18 protein-coding genes are annotated in these 23,070 nt (G+C 69.8%); 4 read left to right on the forward strand and 14 right to left on the reverse strand.

Annotated elements, in window-relative coordinates; all coding sequences use genetic code 11:
• The first annotated feature begins 9 nt into the window (after positions 1-9).
• Together OG729_RS25740 and OG729_RS25745 are read left to right on the forward strand one after the other, a co-directional pair.
• On the forward strand, positions 10-450 hold the full coding sequence (locus OG729_RS25740; RefSeq protein ID WP_360876000.1) for a thioesterase family protein: 441 nt from the start codon (positions 10-12) through the stop codon (positions 448-450).
• Positions 447-1,112, forward strand: coding sequence for a hypothetical protein (locus tag OG729_RS25745; RefSeq protein ID WP_360876002.1), 666 nt, complete (start codon positions 447-449; stop codon positions 1,110-1,112). Before OG729_RS25740 ends, OG729_RS25745 begins: the two co-directional genes overlap by 4 nt.
• A gap of 46 nt (positions 1,113-1,158) precedes the next feature.
• Here OG729_RS25745 and OG729_RS25750 read toward each other — a convergent pair whose 3' ends face one another.
• The gene (locus OG729_RS25750) at positions 1,159-1,563 is read right to left on the reverse strand and encodes a globin (RefSeq protein WP_360876004.1); all 405 of its coding nucleotides are present in this window, start codon (positions 1,561-1,563) and stop codon (positions 1,159-1,161) included.
• Between the two features lie 188 nt (positions 1,564-1,751).
• Between OG729_RS25750 and OG729_RS25755 the strand changes: the two genes are divergently transcribed.
• A complete protein-coding gene (locus tag OG729_RS25755) occupies positions 1,752-2,738 on the forward strand; it encodes a methyltransferase domain-containing protein (protein ID WP_405808249.1) in 987 nt (328 codons plus the stop codon).
• Positions 2,739-2,799: 61 nt separating this feature from the next.
• Here OG729_RS25755 and OG729_RS25760 read toward each other — a convergent pair whose 3' ends face one another.
• The 13 genes from OG729_RS25760 to OG729_RS25820 all read right to left on the reverse strand — a co-directional run bounded on the left by OG729_RS25760 (position 2,800) and on the right by OG729_RS25820 (position 20,770).
• Entirely contained in the window at positions 2,800-4,023 is a 1,224-nt protein-coding gene (locus OG729_RS25760; RefSeq protein WP_405808250.1) for an FHA domain-containing protein, read from the reverse strand.
• Between the two features lie 81 nt (positions 4,024-4,104).
• A complete protein-coding gene (locus OG729_RS25765; RefSeq protein WP_360876011.1) occupies positions 4,105-5,463 on the reverse strand; it encodes a VWA domain-containing protein in 1,359 nt (452 codons plus the stop codon).
• A gap of 133 nt (positions 5,464-5,596) precedes the next feature.
• Complete coding sequence (locus tag OG729_RS25770; protein WP_405808251.1) at positions 5,597-6,994, reverse strand: protein phosphatase 2C domain-containing protein; 1,398 nt, start codon at positions 6,992-6,994, stop codon at positions 5,597-5,599.
• 3 nt (positions 6,995-6,997) lie between these two features.
• Positions 6,998-9,667, reverse strand: coding sequence for a tetratricopeptide repeat protein (locus OG729_RS25775; RefSeq protein WP_405811287.1), 2,670 nt, complete (start codon positions 9,665-9,667; stop codon positions 6,998-7,000).
• Positions 9,668-9,717: 50 nt separating this feature from the next.
• A complete protein-coding gene (locus OG729_RS25780; RefSeq protein WP_405808252.1) occupies positions 9,718-11,058 on the reverse strand; it encodes a hypothetical protein in 1,341 nt (446 codons plus the stop codon).
• Positions 11,059-11,196: 138 nt separating this feature from the next.
• The gene (locus OG729_RS25785) at positions 11,197-12,204 is read right to left on the reverse strand and encodes a glutamate ABC transporter substrate-binding protein (RefSeq protein ID WP_360876017.1); all 1,008 of its coding nucleotides are present in this window, start codon (positions 12,202-12,204) and stop codon (positions 11,197-11,199) included.
• A gap of 11 nt (positions 12,205-12,215) precedes the next feature.
• Entirely contained in the window at positions 12,216-13,607 is a 1,392-nt protein-coding gene (locus OG729_RS25790) for a hypothetical protein (RefSeq protein ID WP_405808253.1), read from the reverse strand.
• A 387-nt stretch (positions 13,608-13,994) separates the two neighbouring features.
• Positions 13,995-14,978 carry an N-acetylglucosamine kinase gene (locus OG729_RS25795; RefSeq protein ID WP_405808254.1) on the reverse strand — a complete coding sequence of 328 codons (984 nt, stop codon included), beginning with the start codon at positions 14,976-14,978 and terminating at the stop codon, positions 13,995-13,997.
• A complete protein-coding gene (locus OG729_RS25800) occupies positions 14,969-16,234 on the reverse strand; it encodes a 6-phospho-beta-glucosidase (protein WP_405808255.1) in 1,266 nt (421 codons plus the stop codon). Before OG729_RS25800 ends, OG729_RS25795 begins: the two co-directional genes overlap by 10 nt.
• Positions 16,235-16,242: 8 nt before the next feature.
• Positions 16,243-17,136: a carbohydrate ABC transporter permease gene (locus OG729_RS25805; RefSeq protein WP_405808256.1), complete on the reverse strand. Its 894-nt coding sequence runs from the start codon at positions 17,134-17,136 to the stop codon at positions 16,243-16,245.
• Between the two features lie 3 nt (positions 17,137-17,139).
• Positions 17,140-18,108 (reverse strand): sugar ABC transporter permease, encoded by a 969-nt coding sequence (locus tag OG729_RS25810; RefSeq protein WP_360876027.1) that lies wholly within the window; start codon positions 18,106-18,108, stop codon positions 17,140-17,142.
• Between the two features lie 22 nt (positions 18,109-18,130).
• On the reverse strand, positions 18,131-19,468 hold the full coding sequence (locus OG729_RS25815; RefSeq protein ID WP_405808257.1) for an ABC transporter substrate-binding protein: 1,338 nt from the start codon (positions 19,466-19,468) through the stop codon (positions 18,131-18,133).
• Positions 19,469-19,567: 99 nt separating this feature from the next.
• On the reverse strand, positions 19,568-20,770 hold the full coding sequence (locus tag OG729_RS25820; protein WP_360876031.1) for an ROK family transcriptional regulator: 1,203 nt from the start codon (positions 20,768-20,770) through the stop codon (positions 19,568-19,570).
• Between the two features lie 402 nt (positions 20,771-21,172).
• Between OG729_RS25820 and OG729_RS25825 the strand changes: the two genes are divergently transcribed.
• Entirely contained in the window at positions 21,173-23,032 is a 1,860-nt protein-coding gene (locus OG729_RS25825; RefSeq protein ID WP_405808258.1) for a LamG domain-containing protein, read from the forward strand.
• The last annotated feature ends 38 nt before the right edge of the window (positions 23,033-23,070 follow it).

A 23,070-nucleotide genomic window follows, 5' to 3' on the forward strand; every position in this document is an offset into this window, starting at 1 on the left:
GGTTCACCAATGGCCCGTCATATCTACCGCTGCCCGCTCCGCTGGTCGGACATGGACGCCTTCGGGCATGTCAACAACGTCGTCTTCCTGCGCTACCTGGAAGAGGCGCGGATCGACTTCATGTTCCGGCTGGCGCCCGGGGACGGCTCTCCGTCCTTCTCGGGCGGGTCCGTTGTGGCCCGGCACGAGATCGAGTACAAGCGGCCGCTTGTCCACCGGCACGAGCCGGTGATCATCGAGTCGTGGGTGACGAAGATTGGCGCGGCTTCGCTGACCATCGCGTACGAGGTCAAGGACGCCGAGGGCCCCTCGCAGGTCTATGTGCGGGCCTCGACCGTCGTCGTGCCCTACGACCTCTCCGCCGAACGTCCGCGCCGGATCAGCGCGGAGGAGAAGTCCTTCCTCCAGAAGTACCTGGACGACGCCGACGAGGGTGCCCTCGCCGCATGAGCGTGCCCGTGCAGAGTCTGCACTTCGCCGATGCGAGGGAGGCGGAGGATCTCGCCGCCTTCCTCGCCCGGTTGATCCACTACGACCGCGCCGCCGCCGTCCGGCTCCAGGCCGGCGGTGGCGCGCTCGCCGTTTTCGGGCGCCCGCCCTCCTTCGAGGTGCTCGCGATCCGTACGGCACGGCTCGGCGACCCCGTCGAGCTGGATGTCACCGTCTCCGCGGGTGAGCTGCTCGAGTCCCTGGAAGGCGCGGAGTTCACCGTGCCCGCTCCGGTCACCGGGCCGCCGTGGGCCGGACTGCTGCCGCCGCGCGGCGGCTGGCGGGAGCTTCCGGGGCTCCCTGAAGTGACCGCGATGCGTGGCGCTGTCGCCGCCGCTGTCGCCGAATTCCGCACCCGCGACGAGCAGTTGCCCGCAGAGCGCCGCACCCGCGGCGAGCGGGACCGGATCGGGCGCGAGATCTGGTCGCGCACAGTCGGCACCACCGGGCTGCCGCTGCGTGCGGTGCACGCCGCGCAGTCGCTCGGTTTTCTGCGCCCGGATGTTCCGGTCGCCCTGCTGTCCACGGGCGCATGGCTCAGACTGCGTACGCCCTTCGGATCGATCGCCGTACGCACCAATGGTCTTGGCGGCCTGAGCGTCACCCCCACCCGGCACGGTTGACCTCCGCCGGCACAGGGCTGAGCCAGCCGCGTTCAGTCGGCCGTGTTCAGTCGGCGGTGTTCACCATCGAGGCGGCGGCGTAGGTGAGGTAGTCCCACAGCTGCTTCTCGTGCTCCGCAGAGAGTCCCAGCTCGTCGACGGCCGTACGCATGTGCTTCAGCCAGGCGTCGTGCGCGGCCCGGTCGACGGTGAACGGCGCGTGGCGCATCCGCAGCCGGGGGTGGCCGCGATGGTCGCTGTAGTGGCGCGGGCCGCCCCAGTACTGCATCAGGAACAGCACGAGCCGCTCCTCGGCCGGGCCCAGATCCTGCTCCGGGTACATCGGCCGCAGCAGCGGGTCGTCGGCGACGCCCTGGTAGAAGCGGTGGACGAGGCGCCGGAAGGTCTCCTCGCCGCCGACCTGCTCGAAGAAGGTCTGCTGCTGAAGCGTGCCGCGCGGAATCTCGTTCACGTGAATAAGCCTCGCAATGTGTCTCTGGTCAGCCCCGAGGTGTGTCGGCCGGGGGTCCGGGGGTTGTCCCCCCGGGGAATGCAGCACACGTACATCGTCTCAGACGGACCGGCCGAGGACCGAGGCCCTAGGACCCACCCCCCTCCCGGGTGCTCGCCTCGACGGCGGCCCCGCAGGACAGTGGATGCATGAGTACGGAGCTGGAGCGGTTCGCCGAGCCCGCCGCCGAGGCGCGGCGCTCGCTTGTGCAGACGATTGTGGCCGAGGGCGGGCTGAGCGATCCGGCCTGGCGGGAGGCGTTCGAGGAGGTGCCGCGGCATCTGTTCGTGCCGTACTACTTCGTGAGCCGAGCCGGTGCGTACGAGCGTCTGTGGTGTGAGGACCCCGATCCGCGGCGCCGTGCCCGGTGGCTGAGCGAGGCGTACATGGACGGGCCGCTCGCCACCCGGGTGCGCGACGGCCGGCTGATCTCGTCCAGCAGCCAGCCCTCGCTGATGGCCCGGATGCTCGAAGAGCTGGAGGTGCGGGACGGGCACGCGGTCCTGGAGATCGGCGCGGGCACCGGCTACAACGCCGCACTGCTCGCGCACCGGCTCGGCGATGAGCTGGTGACGACCGTCGACGTGGACCCGGAGATCACCGAGTCGGCGCGCACGCATCTGGCGGCCGCGGGCCACCACCCTTCCGTGATCACCGGGGACGGCGCACGTGGCTGCCCGGCACGCGCACCCTTCGACCGCATCATCGCGACCTGCACGCTGCCGTCCGTGCCCTTCGACTGGCTGCCGCAGTGCCGGCCGGGGGCCCGGATCCTGGCCCCGCTGTCCACCGGGCTGATCGCGCTGCGGGTGCGCGACGACAGCCGCGGCCGGACCGCGGAGGGATGCTTTCTGCGGACCTCGGCGTACTTTGTGCCGCTGCGCGGCGGTGAGGCCGTACGGGAGGGGCACATCGGCGGGCTGCCGAGGCGCGCAATCGAGAACGACCTCTTCCGCTTCCTGCTGACGCTGACCGCGGGCAGCCTCGATCCGCACGAGGCGCTCTCGCTGTGGGAGCGTGAGCGGCGGCCGCAGCGGGACCGCTTCGGGGTCACCGTCAGGGGCCACCACCAATGGGCCTGGCTGGACGAACCCGAGGGGCCTTACGCCTGGCCGCTCGGGCATCCGTCCAGTTAGATGCCCGTGTTGGAGGCCCCGTGCCGACGGCCCGTGTCGGAGGCCGCCTGACCGGCCGCGGTCAGCCGCGGTGGATCGTGATCGTCGTCCAGGCTCCGACGTGCACCCGGTCGCCGGCGTTCAGCGGGATCGGGACATACGGCTGGATCGGATCCTCGGCGCCGTTGAGCGTGGTGCCGTTGGTGGAGTTCTGGTCGACGACGGCCCAGGAGCCGTCGGGCTGCTGCACCAGCACCGCGTGCTGGTGCGAGACGCCCGGGTCCTCCGGCGGGACGGACAGGTCGATGTCCGGGGACTCGCCGGTGGAGTGCCTGCGGCGGCCGATGGAGATCTGGTTGCCGACGAGCGGGAGGTGCTGCTCGGGAGAGTACGCAGGCAGGTTGAGGCCGCTGGCGTCCGGGCCGCTGCGCTGCATCATCGCCATGAAGTACTCGCGGTCGGGCCCGATCACGGCCGTCCAGCCCGCGGGAGCCTCACCCCGGCCGGCCTGCTGGTACGGCGGCTGCTGGCCCTGCTGGCCCTGCTGGGACTGGTGGTTCTGCGGGGGGCCGGGCTGTTGCGCGTACGGGGGCGGCTGCTGTTGATACGGCTGCTGCTGGAACGGCTGCGGCGGCTGAGGAGCCTGCGGTGCCTGGGGCTGCTGCGGCGCCTGCGTGTGCGAGGGCGGCGACAGCATCCAGTCGTCCCCGCCGCCTGTCTGCTGCGGCTGCGGCGGCGCGGGCGGGGCCGACTGCTGATACCCGGGCGGCGCAGGCGGTCCGGGCTGCCCCGGCGGCTGCTGGAAGGACGGCGGAGGCGGCGGACCCGGCTGCTGGAAGGACTGCTGCTGCGGCGCCGACGGCTCGTTCGTCAGCGGCTCGGCGGGCCTGTTCATCTGTGAGGGCCGCGAGCTCTGATACTCGTACGGATCGTGCTGCCGTGGAGCAGGAGGCGGCGGCGGTCCGGGTGTCGGCTGGGACTGGAAGCCCGGCGGTAGGTTCAGCCCACCGACCGGCTGCTGGGGCGGCGCCAGCGGGGTGTACGACGTGGCCGTGTGCGTGAGGAAGTTGTACCGGCACTCCTCGCAGAACGGGGCCATGGCCTCGCGCGGGGTGCGGCACTGCGGACAGAGCTCGGCCTGGGCGGTGGCGTTCGGGTCGCCGGGGCCGGGGTAGCCGTAGGCCGGCGGCGGGGGAGGCGGCGGCGGAACGGCACCCGCGGGAGCGCCAGGAGCGGCCATGCGGTGGCCACAGACCTCGCACCAGTCGTCGGAACCCGACTGGTGTCCGTTCGGGCAGGTCGGCATGTCGGCGCTTCCCCCTCTCCTCGTCCGGCCCGAGGGCCGTTTCACATCGGTGTTTCTGGGTAATGCCAGGCGTTCGGCAGGCTACTTCTTCACGCGAACCGTCTTGGTGGAACGCGTTTCGAGGGTCATCTCGTCAGCCTCCGCGACCTTCGCCTTCAGTCGCACAGTACCCGTCGCCGCATCGACCACGTCCACCACCTTCGAAAGCAGTTTCGCAGTGTCTTCGTTCCCCGAGTCCGCCGCGAGCTGCACCGCGCGGCCCAGCTTCGCCGTCGCGCCGTCGATGTCGCCCGACTTGCGGGCATCCAGCCCCTGTTGGATGACTTGTGCCAGTTCGGCCTGGCCTGTGTAGTGCGCGACCTGGGGGTTGATCGAGGTGGACGCCACCATGTCATCCGTCCACACCGCGCGTACCAGCCCCTGTGACAGCACTTGCGGAGTACCACCGTCCGCGGCCGGAACGATCAGCGACACTCGGGCCGCCAGCATCTCCCGGCCGATCCCGGCCTCCGGCACCTTGACGCATACGTGGTAGTCGCGGGACTCGTCGCCCCAGGAACCGGTCGGATAGTCCCCGGACCGCGGCCCGGCCTCGGTGCGCCGTCCGGTCAAGTCCTCGACCGTCGGCGCCACTTGCTTCACGAACTGGATCTCTACGCCGACCGGCGTCCACAGCCGCAGCGCAACGTCCGCGACCTCCTTGCCCATCGCGTTCTCCATCATGCCGGTGAAGTCCGCGGCCAGCTCGGCCGGGTTCGCGACGATGTCGGCGGTGCCGAGGAGCGCGGAGGCGATGCCGGTGACCTCCTTGACCTCCCAGTCGGTGCCGACCCCGCGGGCGTCGCAGGTGAAGCGGCCCGCGCTGGCCTCCAGGGAGGCCTGCAGATCCTCCGGCGACTCGTGCTCGTTACGGCCGTCGGTGAGCAGGATCCCGTGCCGGATCGCCCCGTCGGAGGTGGCGAGCAGCCGGTCGGACAGTCGCAGCCAGGTGCCGATCGCGGTGCCGCCGCCCGCGGTGAGCCGCCGCAGGGCGTCCTTGGCCTGGGCGCGGGTCCCCGCATCGGCGACCGCGAGCCGGCCGCCTCCCGGATAGACCTCGCTCGCCACATGCGTACCGGCGACCACGGCGAATGCAGTGCCGTCGCGCAGGGTGTCGATGGCCGCGGACGTGGCATCGCGCGCATTGCGCATCTTGGTCGGGGGATAGTCCATCGAGCCGGAACAGTCGACCATGATCACCACGGCGGCGCCCGGCGACTGGGCCGGTATGGCGGAGGGGGAAGCAGCTGCCCCGGTGCGCGGAACCCGGCCGCTGGTGCCGCCTCCGGTGGAGGTGACGGTGACGATCGCGTTCACCTCGCGGCCGCCCTCGGGCAGATATTCGTTCTGATACACCTCGACGGAGAACTGCGGCACCTGGGACTTGGAGAAATTGGCCATCGGATCGGCTCCTTGAGGCTCCACTCGGGCAGAGTTGGTCAGCTTGAAATGACACGGGCGTCCGCGGGCGCGAGCGTGGCGGACCGTTTCGGCGGACGGAAGAGGCGGTCGGAAGAGGCGGACAAATAGGGGCTCAAGCCTTGTTGTAGGCCGATCCTGCCCCTTGCAGCGGCACGGTGAACGGCAGGACAGCCACTGTTACGTTGTCGTGGCCCCCGCCGTCGAGCGCGTGGCCGACCAGAACCTGTGCGCTGTGCAGTGGCCGGTCCGCGGCGTCGTCCGGGATCGTCCGGGCCATGTCCTCGGCGCCCTCCGCGTAGTTCCACAGGCCGTCCGTACAGACGACGACCACACCGGAGCGGTCCGGCTTGAACGACGCCGTGTGCGGCTCCAGTTCGTACGCATCGGCCCCGAGCCAGCCCGTGATCGCATGGGCGCGCTCGTCGGCGTATGCCTCCGCCTCGCTCATCAGGCCTGCCGACACCATCTGGGCGGCCCAGGAGTCGTCCTCCGTGAGCCGGACGGGCCGGCCGCTGCGGTCGTCGGGCACCCAGTAGGCGCGGCTGTCACCGACCCAGCCGATCACCAGCAGACCGCCTGCGGCCACCGCGCCGACGATCGTGCACGCGGGCGCGTTCTGATGGCGGTGCGGATCGTGCTCCATCGCCTCGCCCTGGCCGGGATCCGCGGCAAGGGAGTTGACCGCCTCGGAAGCGGCGACGATCGCCTCGTGCATGGCCTGCTGGGGGTGGGTGCCACGCGGCAGCGTCTCGAGCAGCAGCTCGTTGGCGGCGCTCGCGGCGGCCGCTGAGGCATCGTCGGGGCGGGTTGCCGACGACACACCGTCGCAGACGATCGCGACCACGGCGGGCGAGCCGTCGGGCAGGGCCGTGGAGGAGACCGCGAACGAGTCTTCGTTGCGGTGGTGGCGCAGGCCGCGGTCGCTGACCGCGGCGACAGAGCCGAGCTCCTGCTCCATGTGATCGCGCTCGCGGGGCTGGGCGTGGCCGCAGTTCTCGCAGTAGCCGTCTGTGTCGACATGGCCGGCGCGGCAGGCCACGCACACCTTCACGCCGGAGAGGGGCGTGACGGGGTCCACGGCGCGCGGGTCGGCGGCGACGGCGCTGCCCGGGTCGGGGGCGGCGAGCTCGAAGTCCCCGCCGGAGTTCGAGGCGCTGGGCGAGGCCTGCGGCGAGGCGTCGGGCGAGACTCCGGGCGAGGCTTGTGGTGAGTCGCCGGGCGGGTCGTCGTACCGTACGGCCGAGGCGGGCAGCGGGCCGCCGCCCGAGTCCGTCCCGGGCAGATCGCCGGGCCGTTGTACCGGCGCGGGAATGCCGGAGCTGTCCGTCCCACTCGCCGTCGGCCAGGCGACCGGCGTGGCGATGGCCATGGTGGGACGGTCGGGCTGCGGCGCGGGCGCTGCGGCGAGGTTGTACCCGCACGCACCGCAGAAGAGGTCACCCGTCTCCAGCGGTTCCGTGCAGCTGGGGCATGTCGACCCGGCGGCCGGCCGATGCATCTGCGACGCCATCAATCACACCCACGTCCGGGGGCGGAAGCGGTTCGCCCGCTCCACCAGCTCTATCCGCTCCTCGCCGCGCTGGGCGAGCCGGGCGAGCACCCGGTAGGAGCGTTCCAGCCCGAAGCGCAGGCCGCGCTCGTCCAGTTCACTGCCGAGCAGCACGGTCTGCGCGCTGCCCGGATGCGGTGCGTGTGGTGCGTGCGGTGCGTTTGGCACGGACGGCGGGGCTCCGGGACTACCGGAGAGTACCCAGTCCAGGGCCGTGCCGAGTACCTCTGTGGACAACTGCTCGCGGCGCACCGCGTCCAGACCGAAGTCTTTCAGGGCGTCCACCTGCGCCGCAGCAGCTGACAGGTCGTCGATGAGAGGGTCGTGCGCGGCGCGTCGCCGCAGCCGCGCCCGTACGGCGGCGACGCGGGCGGCCGTGTAGTGGATCGACGCTTCCGGCACCGACTCCAGAGTCCGTACGGCTCCGGCGCGGTCGCCTGCCGCGAGCTGCACCCGTGCCAGGCCGAACGCGGCGCTGACATAGCTCGGGTCGGTCGTCCACACCAGGCGGTAGTACTCGGCGGCGTTGTCCAGCTGGCCGAGCACCTCGGCGCAGACGCCCAGTGCCAGCTTGGGCGCGGGCTCGCCGGGGAACGCGTCGTAGATCGCGTCGAAGGAGAGCGCCGCGACCTCGTTGTCCCCGGACACCAGGGAGGCGAGGCCGCGGTACCACACGATCCGCCAGTCGTCGGGGTGCTCGCTCTCCAGGGTGGCGAGCGCACTTGCGGCGGAGTCCAGCTCGCCCATCTCCAGCCGGGCGCGCAGCTCACGCAGCCGGGTTTCCGGGGATGCGGCGGACACCGTGTGCAGCGCGGCGATCAGCTCGGCGGGCGCGGAGGCCAGCAGACCGGCCAGGAACCCGGCGTTGGGGTCATTCGGATCGACGCGTGGCACGGGCAGGGCGAGGGAGGTCGCCCGGGCGTCGAGGGGTGCGAGGTGGGGAGCGAGGGCGGAGGCATTGGCGGCTCCGCCGCCCACGATCCCGGCGCCTGCGCCGCCCGGCACCGGCGCACCGCCCCCATTTCCGGCCGTGCCGGGCCCGTATCCGCCGGGCCCGTATCCGACGGCTCCGCCGCCCTGTTGGAGGGCTTCCCCGCCCACCCGCGCGCCCGGCACCAGCGGGCCGCCCGTAATCCCGGCTGCGCCGCCCACGATCGCGCCGCCTCCGGCATGCTTGCCGCGTCCGCGGCCCCAGGTCGGCTCAGCGCGGGCCCCCAGCTGCGAAACGTCCCCTGTCAGCTCCGCGAACAACTGTGTGTCCGTCACTCGCAGTTCCGGCCCGAACAGCGTCGACAGCGATGGCCGCGGCCGGCCCGTCTGGATCGCTACGACCTCCCTCAGCACCCCCGTCAGCTGGTCCGCCATCTCCTGCGCCGAGGCGAACCGCCGCGCCGGATCCGGGTCCGTCGCCCTCACCAGGAGCCGGTAGAAGGACTCGTACGTCTGGAAGACCTTGATGTTCTCCGGGTCCGGCAGGGAGTCCACGAACACATTCGTGTAGCCCTGGAAGTCGAAGGTCAGCACGGCCAGCGTGCGCGCGACGGTGTACAGGTCGGAGGCGACCGAGGGGCCGACCTCGGCGACCTCCGGGGCCTGGTACCCGACCGTGCCGTAGATCGCGGACTCGTCGTCGTCCATCCGGCGGACTGCGCCCATGTCGATCAGCTTGAGCTGGTCCTGCTGCTGGATGGCGTTGTCGACCTTGAAGTCGCAGTACAGCAGGTTTCTGCTGTGCAGATGCCCGAGCGCCTCCAGCGCCTCGATGCCGTACGCGCACGCCTGGTCGACCGGCAGCGGATCGCGCTTGCCCACCGGGTTGCGCCGCTCGTTGGCGATCTCCTTCAGCGACTTGCCGCCGACGTACTCCATGACGATGTATCCGTCGAGCGAGCCGGTCCGCTGGTCCAGATGCTCCACGAAGTTGTAGATGCGGACGATGTTGGAGTGCTCGATCTCGGCCAGGAAGCGGCGCTCGGAGATCGCCGCGGCCATCGCGTCCTGGTCGCCGGTGTCCAGCAGACCCTTGAGTACCACCCACCGGTCGGAGACCGCGCGGTCGACGGCGAGATAGACCCAGCCCAGGCCGCCGTGGGCGAGACAGCCCACCACCTCGTACTGCCCGTGCACGATGTCGCCCTGGGCGAGCTTGGGCACGAACGAGTACGGGTGGCCGCACTTGGTGCAGAACCCTTCCGTACGCCCCGGCCGATCTCCGCGAGAACGCCCCACCGGCGCCCCGCAGTCGGAGCGCGAGCAGAACCGCTTGCGCTCGGGGACCTCAGGGTTCTCCATCACCGCGGAACGCGGATCGGGTCGCGGTACCTCCGGCACCGTGACCAGGCCCGCGCCCAGCCGGTTGCGTCCCGACGCGCCCGTGGAGCTGCCGGAACTGCGCACCGACACCGAACGGGTCGAGGTGCTGCTCCCGGTCAGCGAGCGCGAAAGCCGCCCGGAGACGGAACGGCGCGAGGTCGACGAACGCGACGAGGCACGCGATGAGCGCGAACTGCTCCGCGCGGAGCTGGAGCCCCGGCCGCCGCCGGTCATGCCGGTGGGCTGCGAGGACACCATGCCGTTCGACGAGACGACGGGCGCGAGCCCGCAGGTGTCGCAGTACAGCTCGCCGCTGCCCATGTCCTCGTAGGAGCCCTCACAACCGGGGCGCTGGCACTGCTTGTTCTCGCTCACGAATCCCCCCTGCGGTCATTGGGCCCGCTCGGTCCCGGCTGCCTCGGCCCCAGTGCTTCCGCGGCTGCCTGCTGATAGCGCAACACCGCCTGTTCGGCGACGCGCAGATCGCACGGCGCGCTCCACAGCATCCGCCGGGCCGCGTCGTACCGCTCGATCAGCAGCGGATCCTCCGCAAGACCGTGCCGGGCCACCTTCGCCTTGTACGCGTCCAGCCGGCCGCGCAGCTCAGCGCGGACCGCGAGGGGAGCGGTGACCGCCGTCAACGACTCGCGGGCGCGCATCAGTTCGTCTTCGGCCTCGCGCTCCAGGGACTCCAGAAGCGGCGAGAGCCGGTTCCACTGGGAGTGCCTGCGGTATTCGGCGGCGGTAGCGAGTCGTTCCTGCAGTGCGGTCGGCGGACCGCTGACCGCGGGCACCTCGGAGGCCGCGATCTTCGCCAGCACCTCGCCGCGCGCGGAGCGCGCCTCGGTCAGCGTCCGGTCGGCGCGCGAGAGCACGTCACGCAGCCGGATCAGCCGCTCCTCGGAGTCCTGCCGGACCCGCAGGACGGCCTCGATCTCCCGGCGGATGTCCTCGAGAGCGCGCGCCGCACGGTCGTAACGGTCGGTGTCGGGGCGGCCGCCGCCCGGCGCCGAACTGCCGGGCGCGGACCGCCAGAAGGCGAGCGGGTCGGAGATCACCTGCGCGCGCAGCGTGGACAGCTCATGGGTGATCGACTCCAGTTCGTCGCCGGACGGGTGCTCCCCGGGCCGTACGCCGACGGAGTGCGCGAGCGAGCGGGTGCGCTGCAGCTCGGCCGAGAGCAGATCTATCCGGGCGGGCAGCGCGGACCACACCGAATCGGCCGTGACCACCATGTCCAGCGAGCTCGCATACAGCTCGTTCATCCGGGCGACGAGCTCTTCGAGCGTGAACTGCTCGGACAGCTTGGCGGGTCCGTTGATCGAGGGCGAGGGGTGGGCGGCGGAGCTTGCGACCGTGACGCTGCGGCCGCGCAGCCGGTCGGTCAGCTCCACCAGGTCGTCCCGGCTGGGCCAGCGCCGCCCGGCGCGCAGCTCACGGGTGTCTTCCAGGGCGGCGCTGTACGCGTCGAAGTACCCCCACAGCAGGCTGATCGCCTGCTCGGTGGAGGCCCAGCGGTCCTTGGTGACGCCCGTGAGCTCGGCGCCTTCGAGGAGCCTGCGGCCCGCATGGTCCTGGAGGGCGAGGAGCGACGTCTCAATCGCCTCGTGCTCCGCGCCGAGCCGCGCCATCGCACGGTCCACCTCGTCCCGGTCCATTACCGGCCCCGGGGGTCCCCCCGCGAAGCTGGGGGAGGATCCCGCCGCGCCCATCGATCACCTCTCCGCTCTTCCCTGCAGGACAATTGTTCAGCCGTGCGGCCTGTGCAGCCGTGCGGCCTGTGCAGCTGTACGGCTTGTTCAGCCGTGCGGCCTGTGCAGCTGTACGGCTTGTTCAGCCGTGCGGCTTGTTCAACTCCGGTACTTCGGCGCGGGCGGCCCGGCTATCCCGGGCAGATCGGCGGCCAGCCATTTGTTGTACGCCTCGGTCCATGGGCCCTTGCGATAGGTGTCGAGCACGTTGTTCACCCGGCGCACCAGGTCGTCCTTGCCGAGCTTGGTGGCCACACCGTAGAACTCCGTGGTGAAGGGCTTGCCGCCCTTGAGCTCGACCGCCGGGTCCTGGGCCGCCTGGCCCGCCCCGAGGGCGTTGTCCGTCACGACCGCGTCGGCGAGGCCGAGCTGGAGCCGCACCAGACAGTCCAGCTGGTTGGACACGGTGAGCACGTCCTCGTCCCCCGGCTGCCCGTCGTGCTCGTCCTTGAACGTGGCGCCGAAGGACTTCTTCTCCAGCTCTTCATAGGCGGTCGAGCCCTCTGCCGTGCAGACCCTCTTCCCGGCGAGGGACTTGTCGTACCCGGTGATGGACGAGCCCTTGGGGGCGAGGACCTGCTGGCCCGACTGGAAGTACGCCGTGGAGAACGCGACCTGCTTGATCCGGGCGCAGTTGATCGTCATCGTGCGGACGACGATGTCCACCGTGCCGTTGTTCAGTGCGGGGATGCGCTGGTTGGTCGGGATCGCGCGGAAGATGATGGCATCGGGCTTGCCGAGGATGTCCTTGGCGATGGCATGGGCGAGATCGATGTCGAAGCCCTCAAGACCACCGGTGGCCGGATTGCGGTAGCCCCAGCGGTAGCTGTTCTGGTCGACGCCGACGATCAGCTTGCCGCGCTGCACGATCGCGTCGATGTTCGGCCCGCCGGCTGCCGATGACGGCAGGGAGCGCTCCGGTTCCGTGCAGCTGTCCGCCTTGGCAGGCGTGGTGCCGACCGCGCCCTGGCCGACCGAGTCGGAGCCGGGGGCGTCCGCGCCGCTGCGGGACAGCGGCAGCAGCGTGACGGCAGCGGTCAGCGCACAGGCCGCGGCCATCCCTGCGACGCCGCCCCAGCCGCGGAACCTGGTCCTCGTGCTCGTCATCTCTCCCCCTCTCACCGGTACTCCGAAAGCCTGCGGTTGATGCCGATCACTGCGCCCGCTCCACCCAGCACCGCCAGTGCGGCTGCGCCGATCGGCAGCCCCGTCAGCGCGCCGCGCCCATCCTCGGCGGCACGGGTGAACTCGCGCTGCTCATGCCCGAGCGCCTTCGCCAGCGCCTCGTCGACCTGGTCGAAGGACTGACCGGTCGATGCCTTGGGGCCGATGACCTTGTCCAGCGCGCCGACGTAGTCGCCGGCCTTGTCGGTCGCGCTGGCGCTCTTGTGCCGGACCTTCCACTCGGACACGCTCGCGACCGCCTGCTCGACGGGATCGCGGCCTTGCGTGTCGTCGGCGAGCTTCTGTGCCTCGCTCAGCTGCGTGCCGAGCTTGTCCATGCCCGTGCTGTAGTCCGTCTCGTACTTGTCGCTCTTGCCGTCCTCGGTGAGCACCGCACCCCGCGCCACCAGCGTGAGGTTCTCATTGGCGCGTGCCTTCAAAGAGTTGATCCGCGCGTCGTTGAGGACCTTCAGGGACTTCTGGCCGTGTGCCTTTGCGTCGTTCAGCTCGGCGCGGGCCACCGTGTGTCCGACGGCCAGCCACAGCAGGACGACGGTGGCGGCGGCAGTGGCGGCGAGCAGGCCGTGGTTGAACACCCTGTTCGTACGCTGGTAGTTGCGACGCTGCGCCCAGACAAGGGCGGCCAGTGCGACCGCGCCGACCGCGAGCGAGAACAGGGGCCAGAAGCGGGCGTGGTCGTCGTCCTCGTCGAGCCTGGCCGTCTCGGCGTCGTACAGCTTCTGGGCGGCGGGCAGCAGCTGCTTGGTCATCTGCTCGTTCGCATACCGCAGATAGGCGCCGCCGAGCGGCAGGCCCTGGCGGTTGTAGGCACGGGCCGTCTCGACCAGGCCCGTATAGCGGGGGAGCTGCTCATTGAGAGTGGCGATCTGCCGTCCGGACTCGCTCGCACTGTCCGTGTTCGTCGCGGCCTTGACCAGCAGCTTGGACGCGAGGGCGATGTCCTTCTGATACCGCTCGCGGGCCGCGGGCTCCTTCTCGGCGCCGGCCAGGAAACCGCTGGAGGCCGCCGTGTCCGCGTCGGCCAGGGAGCGGTAGACGGACGCGGCGTCCGCGCTCAGCGGCTGGCTGCGGCTCACCACATCGTCGGCAGCGGACGCCCGGTCGGCGATCTCGAAAGCGGTCACCGCGCCGAACGCAATCACCAGCGCTGCCAGGACAGCCCCGATGATCTGCAGCCGCCCGGGCTCGGTCGTCGCCGCCGTCCGCAGCCGCTCCTTGCCCTCGGCCCAGACGCCGCGGTGTGCGGGCGGCCGGCCCGGCGGCTGTGCGGGCGCATGCGTCGGAGCCGACTGAGGCTCGCTGCGCACACTCGGTGGGTATGTCACGTGACCTCCCCCTCGGTCCCTGACGTCGGCCCGCCCCCCCGGCGGCGGGTTGGGGATGCCCCCGGCCAGCAGTATGGCCGCAGTGACCGACAATCACAGCATGATTGACTGGATCTTGTTCCTATCGCTTCGATTCAGGATCCCGCCAGTCCGAACTCCCCACCATGAATACGCTTCTCTGCGTAGATCGGTTCCCGTCGCAGGGACGCTGCCCAGGTATTGGCGAGCCCACGCCACACAGCGCCGAAAGCGACTACGCCGAGGCAGCCGGGAGCAGCGCGGGCGAGCCTCACGAACCCGTCCGCATCGAATCGTTCACGCAAAGTCGCCCATGCTCCCGATCCTGATGCCGGGAACCTGGGCGACGCATCCCAACGAACGTGACGTCTAGGCGTAGTGCGCGCGCAGCCTGGCGCGCGCCTCCGCCGATGCCCCGACATGATCGAGCCCGAGCAGTGCCGCACCCAGTACCGGCGGCGCCGTCACCACCTCGATGACCGCCTTCGGCGCCTTGGCCGCCAGCAGCTTGCCGATGTGCTCGTCAAGCTCCGGGTGCCGGGCCGCGAGCACGCTGCCGCCCAGCAGCACCGGCGCCTCTTCATCGAGCAGATCGAGCCTCGCCAGCGCCACCGTGGACATCGCGACGACCTCCTCCGCAAGCCGGTGCACCAGCGAGCGGGCGATCGGATCGCCCTGCGCACTGGTCGCGAAGAGGACCGGAGTCAACTCATGCTTGCGCGCCGACGCGATGTGCCCGAGGTGCAGCGCCTCGATCAGGGCGTACATGGAGTCCAGGCCGAAGTGCGCGGGCAGCGTGCGCGCCAGCGCCGTCGGCTCACCGCGCCCGTCCTCCGCCCGCGCCGCGAACCACATCGCCTCCTCGGCCAGCCCCGAACCGCCTCCCCAGTCCCCGGAGATCTTCCCGATCGCGGGGAAGCGGGCGGTACGGCCGTCCGGCAGCATCCCCACGCAGTTGATGCCGGCCCCGCACACCACGGCCACGCCTCGCGGCTCGTCGACCCCGGCGCGCAGTATCGCGAAGGTGTCGTTGCGTACCTCGGTCGTACGGCCCCACTCGCGCGCGTGCAGAGCGGCCGTCAACTCCCGTTCCTCCGCCGGCAGATCGGCGTTGGCAAGACAGGCCGACACATGCTCGACACTGTCGATGGCCTCACCCTCGGCACGCGCCTTCGCCAGCGCCTCGCCGACCGTCGAGCCGAGCACGTCGAGCGCCGCCTCGACGCCGACCTTCGGCGGCTGGAAGCCGGGCCCGCGGGACGACACGACCACAGAGCCGTCGGTGCCGATGACGGCCACGTCGGTCTTGCTGTTGCCCGCGTCGATGGCGAGGACCGATGCGTTCACGCCCACGTGAGGTGCTCCCGGTTGTGCGCGATCAGCTTGACGGTGAGCGCGTCTGCGTACTCGTACTGGCCGACGAGCGGATGCGACAGCAGCGCCTTGAACACGCGGTCGCGCCCGCCGCGCAGTGCGGCCTCCAGCGCCAGGTCCTCGTACGCCGTGACCTGCGCGATCAGCCCGGCATACAGCGGGTCGAGCTCCGCCACGGGCAGCGGAGTCGGGCCGTGCGAGCCGACCGCGGCCTGTACCTCGATGACGGCGTCGTCGGCGAGGAAGGGCAGGGTGCCGTTGTTGACGGTGTTGACCACCTGGTACGGGCTGCCGCCCCCGCCGAGGAGCGAGGCCGCCAGATCCACGGCCGCCTCCGAGTAGTAGGCGCCGCCGCGCTTGGCAAGCAGCTCCGGCTTCGTATCGAGCGCCGGGTCGCCGTACATCTCGAGCAGCTGCTTCTCCATCTCCGCGACCTCGGCGGCCCGCGAGGGCTTCGTCCTCAGCTCTCGTACGACCTCGTCGTGCGCGTAGAAGTAGCGCAGATAGTACGAGGGCACCACGCCGAGCCGGTCCAGCACCTCGCGCGGCAGCCGCAGGTCGTCCGCGATCGCGTCACCGTGCCCCGCCAGCAGCTTCGGCAGCACGTCCGCGCCCTCGGGGCCGCCGAGCCGCACACCCGTCTCCCATGTCAGGTGGTTGAGACCCACATGGTTCAAGTGCACGTCGGCCGGGGCGACGTCGAGGAACTTCGCGAATTTGCGCTGGAAGCCGATGGCGACATTGCACAGCCCGACGGCCTTGTGCCCGGCCTGCAGCAGCGACCTGGTGACGATGCCCACCGGGTTGGTGAAGTCGATGATCCAGGCGTCAGGGTTGCTGCGCCGCACCCGCTCGGCGATGTCGAGCACGACCGGGACGGTGCGCAGCGCCTTGGCGAGACCGCCCGCGCCCGTTGTCTCCTGGCCGACACAGCCGCACTCCAGCGGCCAGGTCTCGTCCTGGTTGCGGGCGGCCTGCCCGCCCACGCGCAGTTGCAGCAGCACCGCGTCGGCGTCCGCGACGCCCGCGTCCACATCGGAGGTGGTGACGATCTTCCCGTCGTGGCCCTGCTTGGCGAAGATCCGCCGGGCCAGCCCGCCGACGAGCTCCAGACGGTCGGCCGCGGGGTCGATGAGCACGAGTTCACTGATGGGGAGAGTGTCCCTCAGCCGGGCGAAGCCGTCGATCAACTCTGGGGTATAGGTGGATCCGCCACCCACGACTGCGAGCTTCATGGTCACTCTTAGCCCTTCACTCCGGTCAGTGTGACGCCCTCGACGAATGCCTTCTGGGCGAAGAAGAAGACGAGGATCACGGGGGCCATGACCAGCACGGTTGCGGCCATGGTCAGATTCCAGTCGGTGTGGTGCGCGCCCTTGAACGACTCCAGGCCGTACGAGAGGGTCCAGGCCGCCGGGTTCTCCGAGGCATAGATCTGCGGGCCGAAGTAGTCGTTCCAGGCGTAGAAGAACTGAAACAGCGCTACGGCGGCGATGCCCGGCTTGGCCATCGGCAGCACCACCCTGAGCAGCGTGCGGAACTCACTGCAGCCGTCGACCTTCGCGGCGTCCAGATACTCGTTGGGGATGGTGAGCAGGAACTGCCGCAGCAGGAAGATCGAGAACGCGTCGCCGAACGCCATCGGGATGATCAGCGGCCACAGCGTGCCGGCCAGGTCCAGCTGCTTCGCCCAGAACAGATACATCGGGATGATGACCACCTGGGGCGGCAGCATCATCATCGAGATGACGAGCATCAGGGCGAGGCGCTGCCCGCGGAAGCGGAACTTGGCGAGCGCGTACGCCACAGGGATCGAGGACACCACGGTGAGGACTGTGCCGAGACCGGCGTACAGCAGCGTGTTCTTCCACCACGTCAGAAAGCCCGGAGTGTCCAGCACCCGGCGGTAGTTGTCCCACTGCCAGGTGTCGGGGACGAGATCGCGGGTGAGCGCCTGCTGGTCGCTCATCAGCGAGGTGAGGACGGCGAAGACGAACGGCAGCACGAAGAAGAGCGCGGCCGCGATACCCAGCGAGTGCACGGCGATCCAGTGCAGCGTCGCCTTGCGGCGCGCGGTGCGCTCGGCACCGGCGACGCTCACGACCGCGGGAGCGGGCTTGTCGAGAATCTGCGCCATGGCTCAGTCACCCACCTGTACGAGGCCGCCGCGCCGCCGCATCAGGAACGCGGTGAAGACCATCGAGAGCACGAACAGGACGAGGGCGACGACCGCCGCGGCCCCGTAGTCGAAGCGCTGGAAGCCGACGTTGTAGACCAGCTGCGGGAGCGTGAGCGTCGACTTCTCGGGGTAACCGGGCTCGAACTGCTGTCCGCTGCCGCCGATGATGCCGGAGGCGACCTTTCCGGCCACCAACGGCTGTGTGTAGTACTGCATCGTCTGGATCACTCCGGTGACCACGGCGAACATCACGATCGGGGAGATGTTCGGCAGGGTGACGAAGCGGAAGCGCTGCCAGGCCGTGGCCCCGTCCAGCTCCGCCGCCTCGTACTGCTCCTTCGGTACGTCGAGCAGTGCCGCCATGAAGATCACCATCAGATCGCCGATGCCCCAGAGCGCGAGCGCGGTGAGGGCCGGCTTGGACCAGCTGGGGTCGGTGAACCAGCCGGGGGTGGGCAGCCCGATCGAGTCGAGGACCGAATTGACCGGTCCGGTACCGGGGTTGAGCAGGAAGACGAAGGCGAGTGTCGCCGCGACCGGCGGGGCGAGATAGGGCAGATAGAACAGGGTCCGGAAGACCCCAGCGCCCGTCCTGATCTTGGTGATGAGCAGTCCGATGCCGAGGCCGAAGACGACCCGGCAGCTGACCATCACCAGCACCAGCCAGAGCGTGTTGCGCAGGGCGGGCCAGAACATCGGGTACTCGCTGAAGACGTACGTCCAGTTGTCCAGGCCGTTGAAGACGGGGGGCCGGAAGCCGTCGTACTTCATGAAGGAGAAGTACACGGTCGAGATCAGCGGGTACGCGAAGAAGACGCTGAAGCCGATCAGCCAGGGCGACATGAAGGCCGCGGTTCGCAGTGCCTGTTTTCTGTGCTTCGCAACAAGGCCGGACTGCCGGCGCTTCGACCGCAGCGTGTGCGTAGTCACTGTCTGTCTTCTGTCTTCTCGGCTACTTCTGCTTCGCGATGTCGGTGTCGATCTGCTTGGCCGTCTTCTCCAGACCGGCCTGCAGGTCCTTCGCCTTCCCGGACTCGTACTGGTAGCCGAAGTCCTGGAAGGTCACCTGGTACGCGCCGCCGTCCACGTTGGCCGGCGTGGTATTGGACTTCGGGTGCTGCGCGATGTCGATGAAGGTCTTGAAGGCCGGGTCGATCTTCAGCTTCGGCGACGTGAGCGCGTCGATCGTGGAGGGCACGTTGTGGATGCCGTTGGCGAAGGCCACCACCGCGTCGGTGTCGGTGGTCATGTACTTCACCAGCTCCCACGCGGCGTTCTGCTTCTTGCTGGTAGAGGCGATGCCCATGATCGTGCCGGAGAGGTAGCCCTTGCCGTAGTCGGCCACCTGGTCGTCGGCGACGGGCAGTGGCGCGGTGCCGATCTCGAACTTCACCTTCGCCTCCTTGGCCATGCCGAGCCGCCACTCGCCGTCCAGTTGCATGGCGACCTGACCGGTGTGGAAGGGGTGCTTGGCGCCCCACTCGTCACCGAAGGTGTTGCGGTACTTCTCCAGCTTGGTGAAGCCGCCGAGCTTGTCGACCAGGCCCTTCTGGAAGGTCAGCATCTGCGAGAAGGCTGGATCCTTGACGATGTTGGACTTGCCGTCGGCGCCGAAGTAGGTGGGGCCCCACTGCGAGACGTAGTGCATGGGGGTGGTCTCGTAGCCGTGGTAGTTCGGCATGAAGCCGAGCTGTTCGTACGAGTCGCCCTTGGGCTTGGTCAGCTTCTCGGCGACCTTCTCGAACTCGCTCCAGGTCTTCGGCGGGGCGGTGATCCCGGCCGCCTTGAAGGCGTCCTTGTTGTAGTAGAGGCCGTACGCGTCATTGAGCAGCGGCAGCGAGCACTGGTTGCCGTCGAACTGCGTGTAGTCGAGCAGCGGCTTGTGGAAGACCTTGGCCGGGTCGATCTTCGACTTCTCGAGGAAGGGCTTGAGGTCGACGAAGGCGCCGGAGGTGCAGAACTTCCCCACGCTGTCGGTGGTGAAGGAGCTCACGACGTCCGGGGCGTTCGAACCGCCCGCCCGCAGCGCCTGGTTGATCTTGTCGTCGGTCATATTGCCGACGATCTTGACCTTGATGTTGCTGTGTTCCTTCTCGAAGCGGGTGACGTTGTCCTGGATCGCCTTGACCTCGCTGGGGGCGCTCCAGCCGTGCCAGAAGGTGATGGTGGTCTTGGCGTTGGGGTCGTCGTCGGCCGCGGAGTCGCTCGAGCCCGTACAAGCCGAGGCGAACAGGGATATGGCGGCGGTCGCGGCGAGTGCGGCTGCCGTCTTCCGGGTGCGTGTGGACATGACGGTGTCTCCCTGTGACGGGTCGAGGGCTCAAGAGGAAGGTGGCGGGAGGTGCTTTCAGCGAGAGGTGTTCAGTGGGAGATGTTCAGCGGGAGGTGTTCAGCGGGAGGTGTCGAAGACTTCGTCCCGCGTGGTGGCCAGGGCGCTCTCGAGCGCCCCTCGCAGGACAGGGTGTTCCCGTACGGAACCGAGTACGAGACGGGGCCGTGGTGCGGCCAGTTCGGTGAGCTCCGCGAGTACGCGCTCGCGCAGCGGCTCCCCGCCGGCGGCGATCACTTCGCCGGACAGGACGACGAGTTCGGGGTCGAGTACGGCGACCATGGAGGCGAGACCGGTGGCAAGCCCGGTCGCGTACGCGTCGAGCAGCTTGCGGTACGCCCCCGAGTCCGCCTCGGCGGCCCGGGCGACGAGCTCGGTGGCGACTTCGGCGTGCGGCCCGTGGGCGATGCCGCCGATGCCGAGCTCGCGCGCCAGCCGGGGCAGCGCCTGGGCGCCGGCGAGCTCCTGGAAGCCGCCGCTGTTCGCCTTGGTCACCTGGCGCACGAGCGGGGTGCCGGGCACCGGCAGGAAGCCGACTTCACCGGCGCCGCCGGTGAAACCGCGGTGCAGCCGGCCGCCGATGACGACCGCGGCGCCGAGGCCCTCCTCGTTCCACAGCAGCACGAAGTTCTCATGGCCGTGCGCGGCGCCGAGACGCTGCTCGGCGACGGCGACCAGGTTGACGTCGTTCTCGTACTCGACGGGCATCGGCAGCACGGCGGCCAGCTCGTCGAGGAGAGTGGGGGAGTGCCAGCCGGGCAGATGCGACGCGTACCGCAGCCGCCCGGTGGACGGGTCGAACGCACCGGGCGTACCGATGACGAGCCGGTGCACATCGGAGCGGGTGACCCCGGCGGCCTTCACCGCCCCGTCGAGCGCCTCGGTGACCTGCCGCACGACACTCTCGGCGCGCCGGCCCGGGGTCGGCAGCTCGAACTCGCCGACGGTGGCTCCGGTGATGTCGGCGACGGCGGCGCGGATCCGATGCGGCGTGACATCGAGCCCGGCGGCGAAGGCGGCGCGAGCGTTGACGGCGTACAACTGGGCGTTGGGCCCGGGCCGCCCCTCGGTGGTCCCGGTGGCGACGACGAGCCCCGCGGCTTCGAGCCGGGCGAGCAGCTGGGAAGCGGTGGGCTTGGACAGACCGGTCAGCTTCCCTATCTTGGTGCGTGACAGCGGCCCGTGCTCCAGCAGCAGATCGAGCGCGGCCCGGTCGTTCATGGCGCGCAGTACGCGCGGTGTACCGGGAGTGGTTCCGGCCACGACGGATGCACCTGCCCTTCGGCTGCCTGTTTTCCCACTTGGTCCTTTGCTGGACTGTTAGGAAAGTTTCCTATTCGGTTGGGAGGAAGGTAAGCCGCATGTCGGGCGGGCGTCAATGGTCAGGGCTTTTTAGGCAGTCAAAGTGTTACCTGTGGTCGGGGTGACGGGGACGGACCTGGGCGTGGGTCGCGCAATCGCCGCGGGGCTTCTAGCTGGATTCATACCGGTCTGGGGTGGTCTGCGGAGGGGCAGGCTCCTGATATTTGATCGATCGCGGTGGCGTCGTGTGTCTAATGTGCGCACGTGGAAGGGCCTGGGGAGGCCCTCGGAGGGGGATCAGTCGTGTCTTTACACAGACGGAGAGGCGCTCGCGCATGGGGCGCGCTGGTAGGTACAACGCTGATGGCGGGGGTGGCTTTCGGGGCGGACGATCCGGTGCCGCTGGCGCCGCGGATCACGAGCGACGGGCCGTATACGGAGTGCACCGCGAACGACTGCGTGGGGCGGGGCGAGCCGGGGCTGGCCGGGATGTTCACGTTCCGGCCGAATGAGGCGGACATCGATCCGGCGACGGGCAAGACGGATGTCACGGCCTACCGCTTGAGGCTGCAGGGACAGCAGGGAGCCACGGTTGTCGATGGGGCCGAGGCCTCGCAGGCCGTGGTGCCGCCCGATGACGGCATGCAGACTCTGGAAGTACAGGCCGGGGACTACGGCGAACGATGGAGCGCCCCCGCGTACTTCACTTTCCGCGTGAAGCCTGCGTTGGGCGCAGTGGGGCACTGGCAGTTCGCCGACAGCCCGACGGACCCGGGAGTGCACACCACGAAGGACACCGCCACCGAGGGAACGGAGCGCCACGATGCGACGCTCAAGGGCGGTGCGGGCTGGTCGGAGTTGGGCAGGCGCGGGGCCGACGACTTCTCGCTCGACCTGAACAGCGCCGACCCGGCCAAGCGGAAGGCGTACGGGGCCACAAGCGGACCGGTGGTCGACACCAAGGACTCGTTCACTGTCTCGGCCTGGGCGTATCTCGCCGGTACGAAGTCGGATCAGGTTGTGCTCTCGGCACCGGGAAAGCGGGACGCGGCGTTCGCCCTCTACTACTCCGCCAAGCAGAAGAAGTGGGCCTTCAGCCGCGGCGCCAAGGACGAGATCGGCACGGCGGATGTCGTCTCGTACGGCGATGCGGCAAACCCTCCGGCTCGCGTGTGGACGCATCTGGCTGGAGTGTTCGACACCAAGCGCGACACGGACAAGACGAATGACACTGTCCAGCTCTTCGTCAACGGCCGGCCTCAGGGCAAGCCGTTGAACCTGTCCGCCGCGGCGCCGGCGTACGAACCCTGGACGTCCTCGATGGGGCTTCAGATCGGCCGGACCAAGGACGCCGGCGCCTACCGGCAGTACTTCCATGGCTATGTCGACGAGGCGCAGGTCTGGCAGCGGGCGCTCAGGCCGGTGGACCTACGGCAGGTGTCCGAACTCATGGCTGACGGGGGGCCCGCCACCGCACTCGTGGCGGACTGGAACGCCCGGCTCTCCACCGACAGTGAGATCAAGGATTCGAGCGGCTATGCCAAGCCCGGCCTGACCTTGTCGGCCGAGGGGGCGCAGCTGCATACGGACGAGTCCGGGCGGAGTCAGCTGGTCCTCGATGGAGTTGAGGGCTACGCCGCGGCTCCCGGTCCGGCGGTGGACGAGACCGGCTCGTTCACGGTTTCGGCCCGCGTCCGGGTCGACAGTGCCAAGTGGGCGGCCAAGCCGTCCGGGTACCGCGCGATCGTGGCCGGTCAGAAGCTTGCGGACGAGTCGTCCTGGGCGCTGGTGCTGAGCAGGATCGATCCTGATGGCGACGGTGAGGATGTCACCGTGTGGACCTTCGAGCGGACCGTGGTGGACGCGGCGGGCAAGGTGACCGAGCGGGTTGTGGTTCAGGCGGACTCCAGCATGGAACCGTCTGAGTTCGACACCCCGATCGATGTCTCAGGTGTGTACGACGCGGCTGCGACCACGCCGGGTGAGCCGGATGCGTCCGGCAGGCTCAAGCTCTACATCGGAGTCGTCCAGCAGGCCGAAAACCCCCATGCCGGGCTCACGTCCCAGGCACAGGGGACGGGAGAACTGGCTGTGGGGCGCGGTTCCGACGGCGGCACCATGGACCACTATCTCCCTGGCAGCCTGGACCGGCTGCGCATCTGGAGCGGTGCGATGACAGCGAATGGACTCCTGCAGGCGCTGGAACCGGACGCGGTCAGCTGACGCGGACGTGAATGGGGCCCTTGCCGCATGGCAGGGGC

The organism is Streptomyces sp. NBC_00210 (assembly GCF_045160975.1).
In the GTDB taxonomy this organism is placed as follows: Bacteria; Actinomycetota; Actinomycetes; order Streptomycetales; family Streptomycetaceae; genus Streptomyces.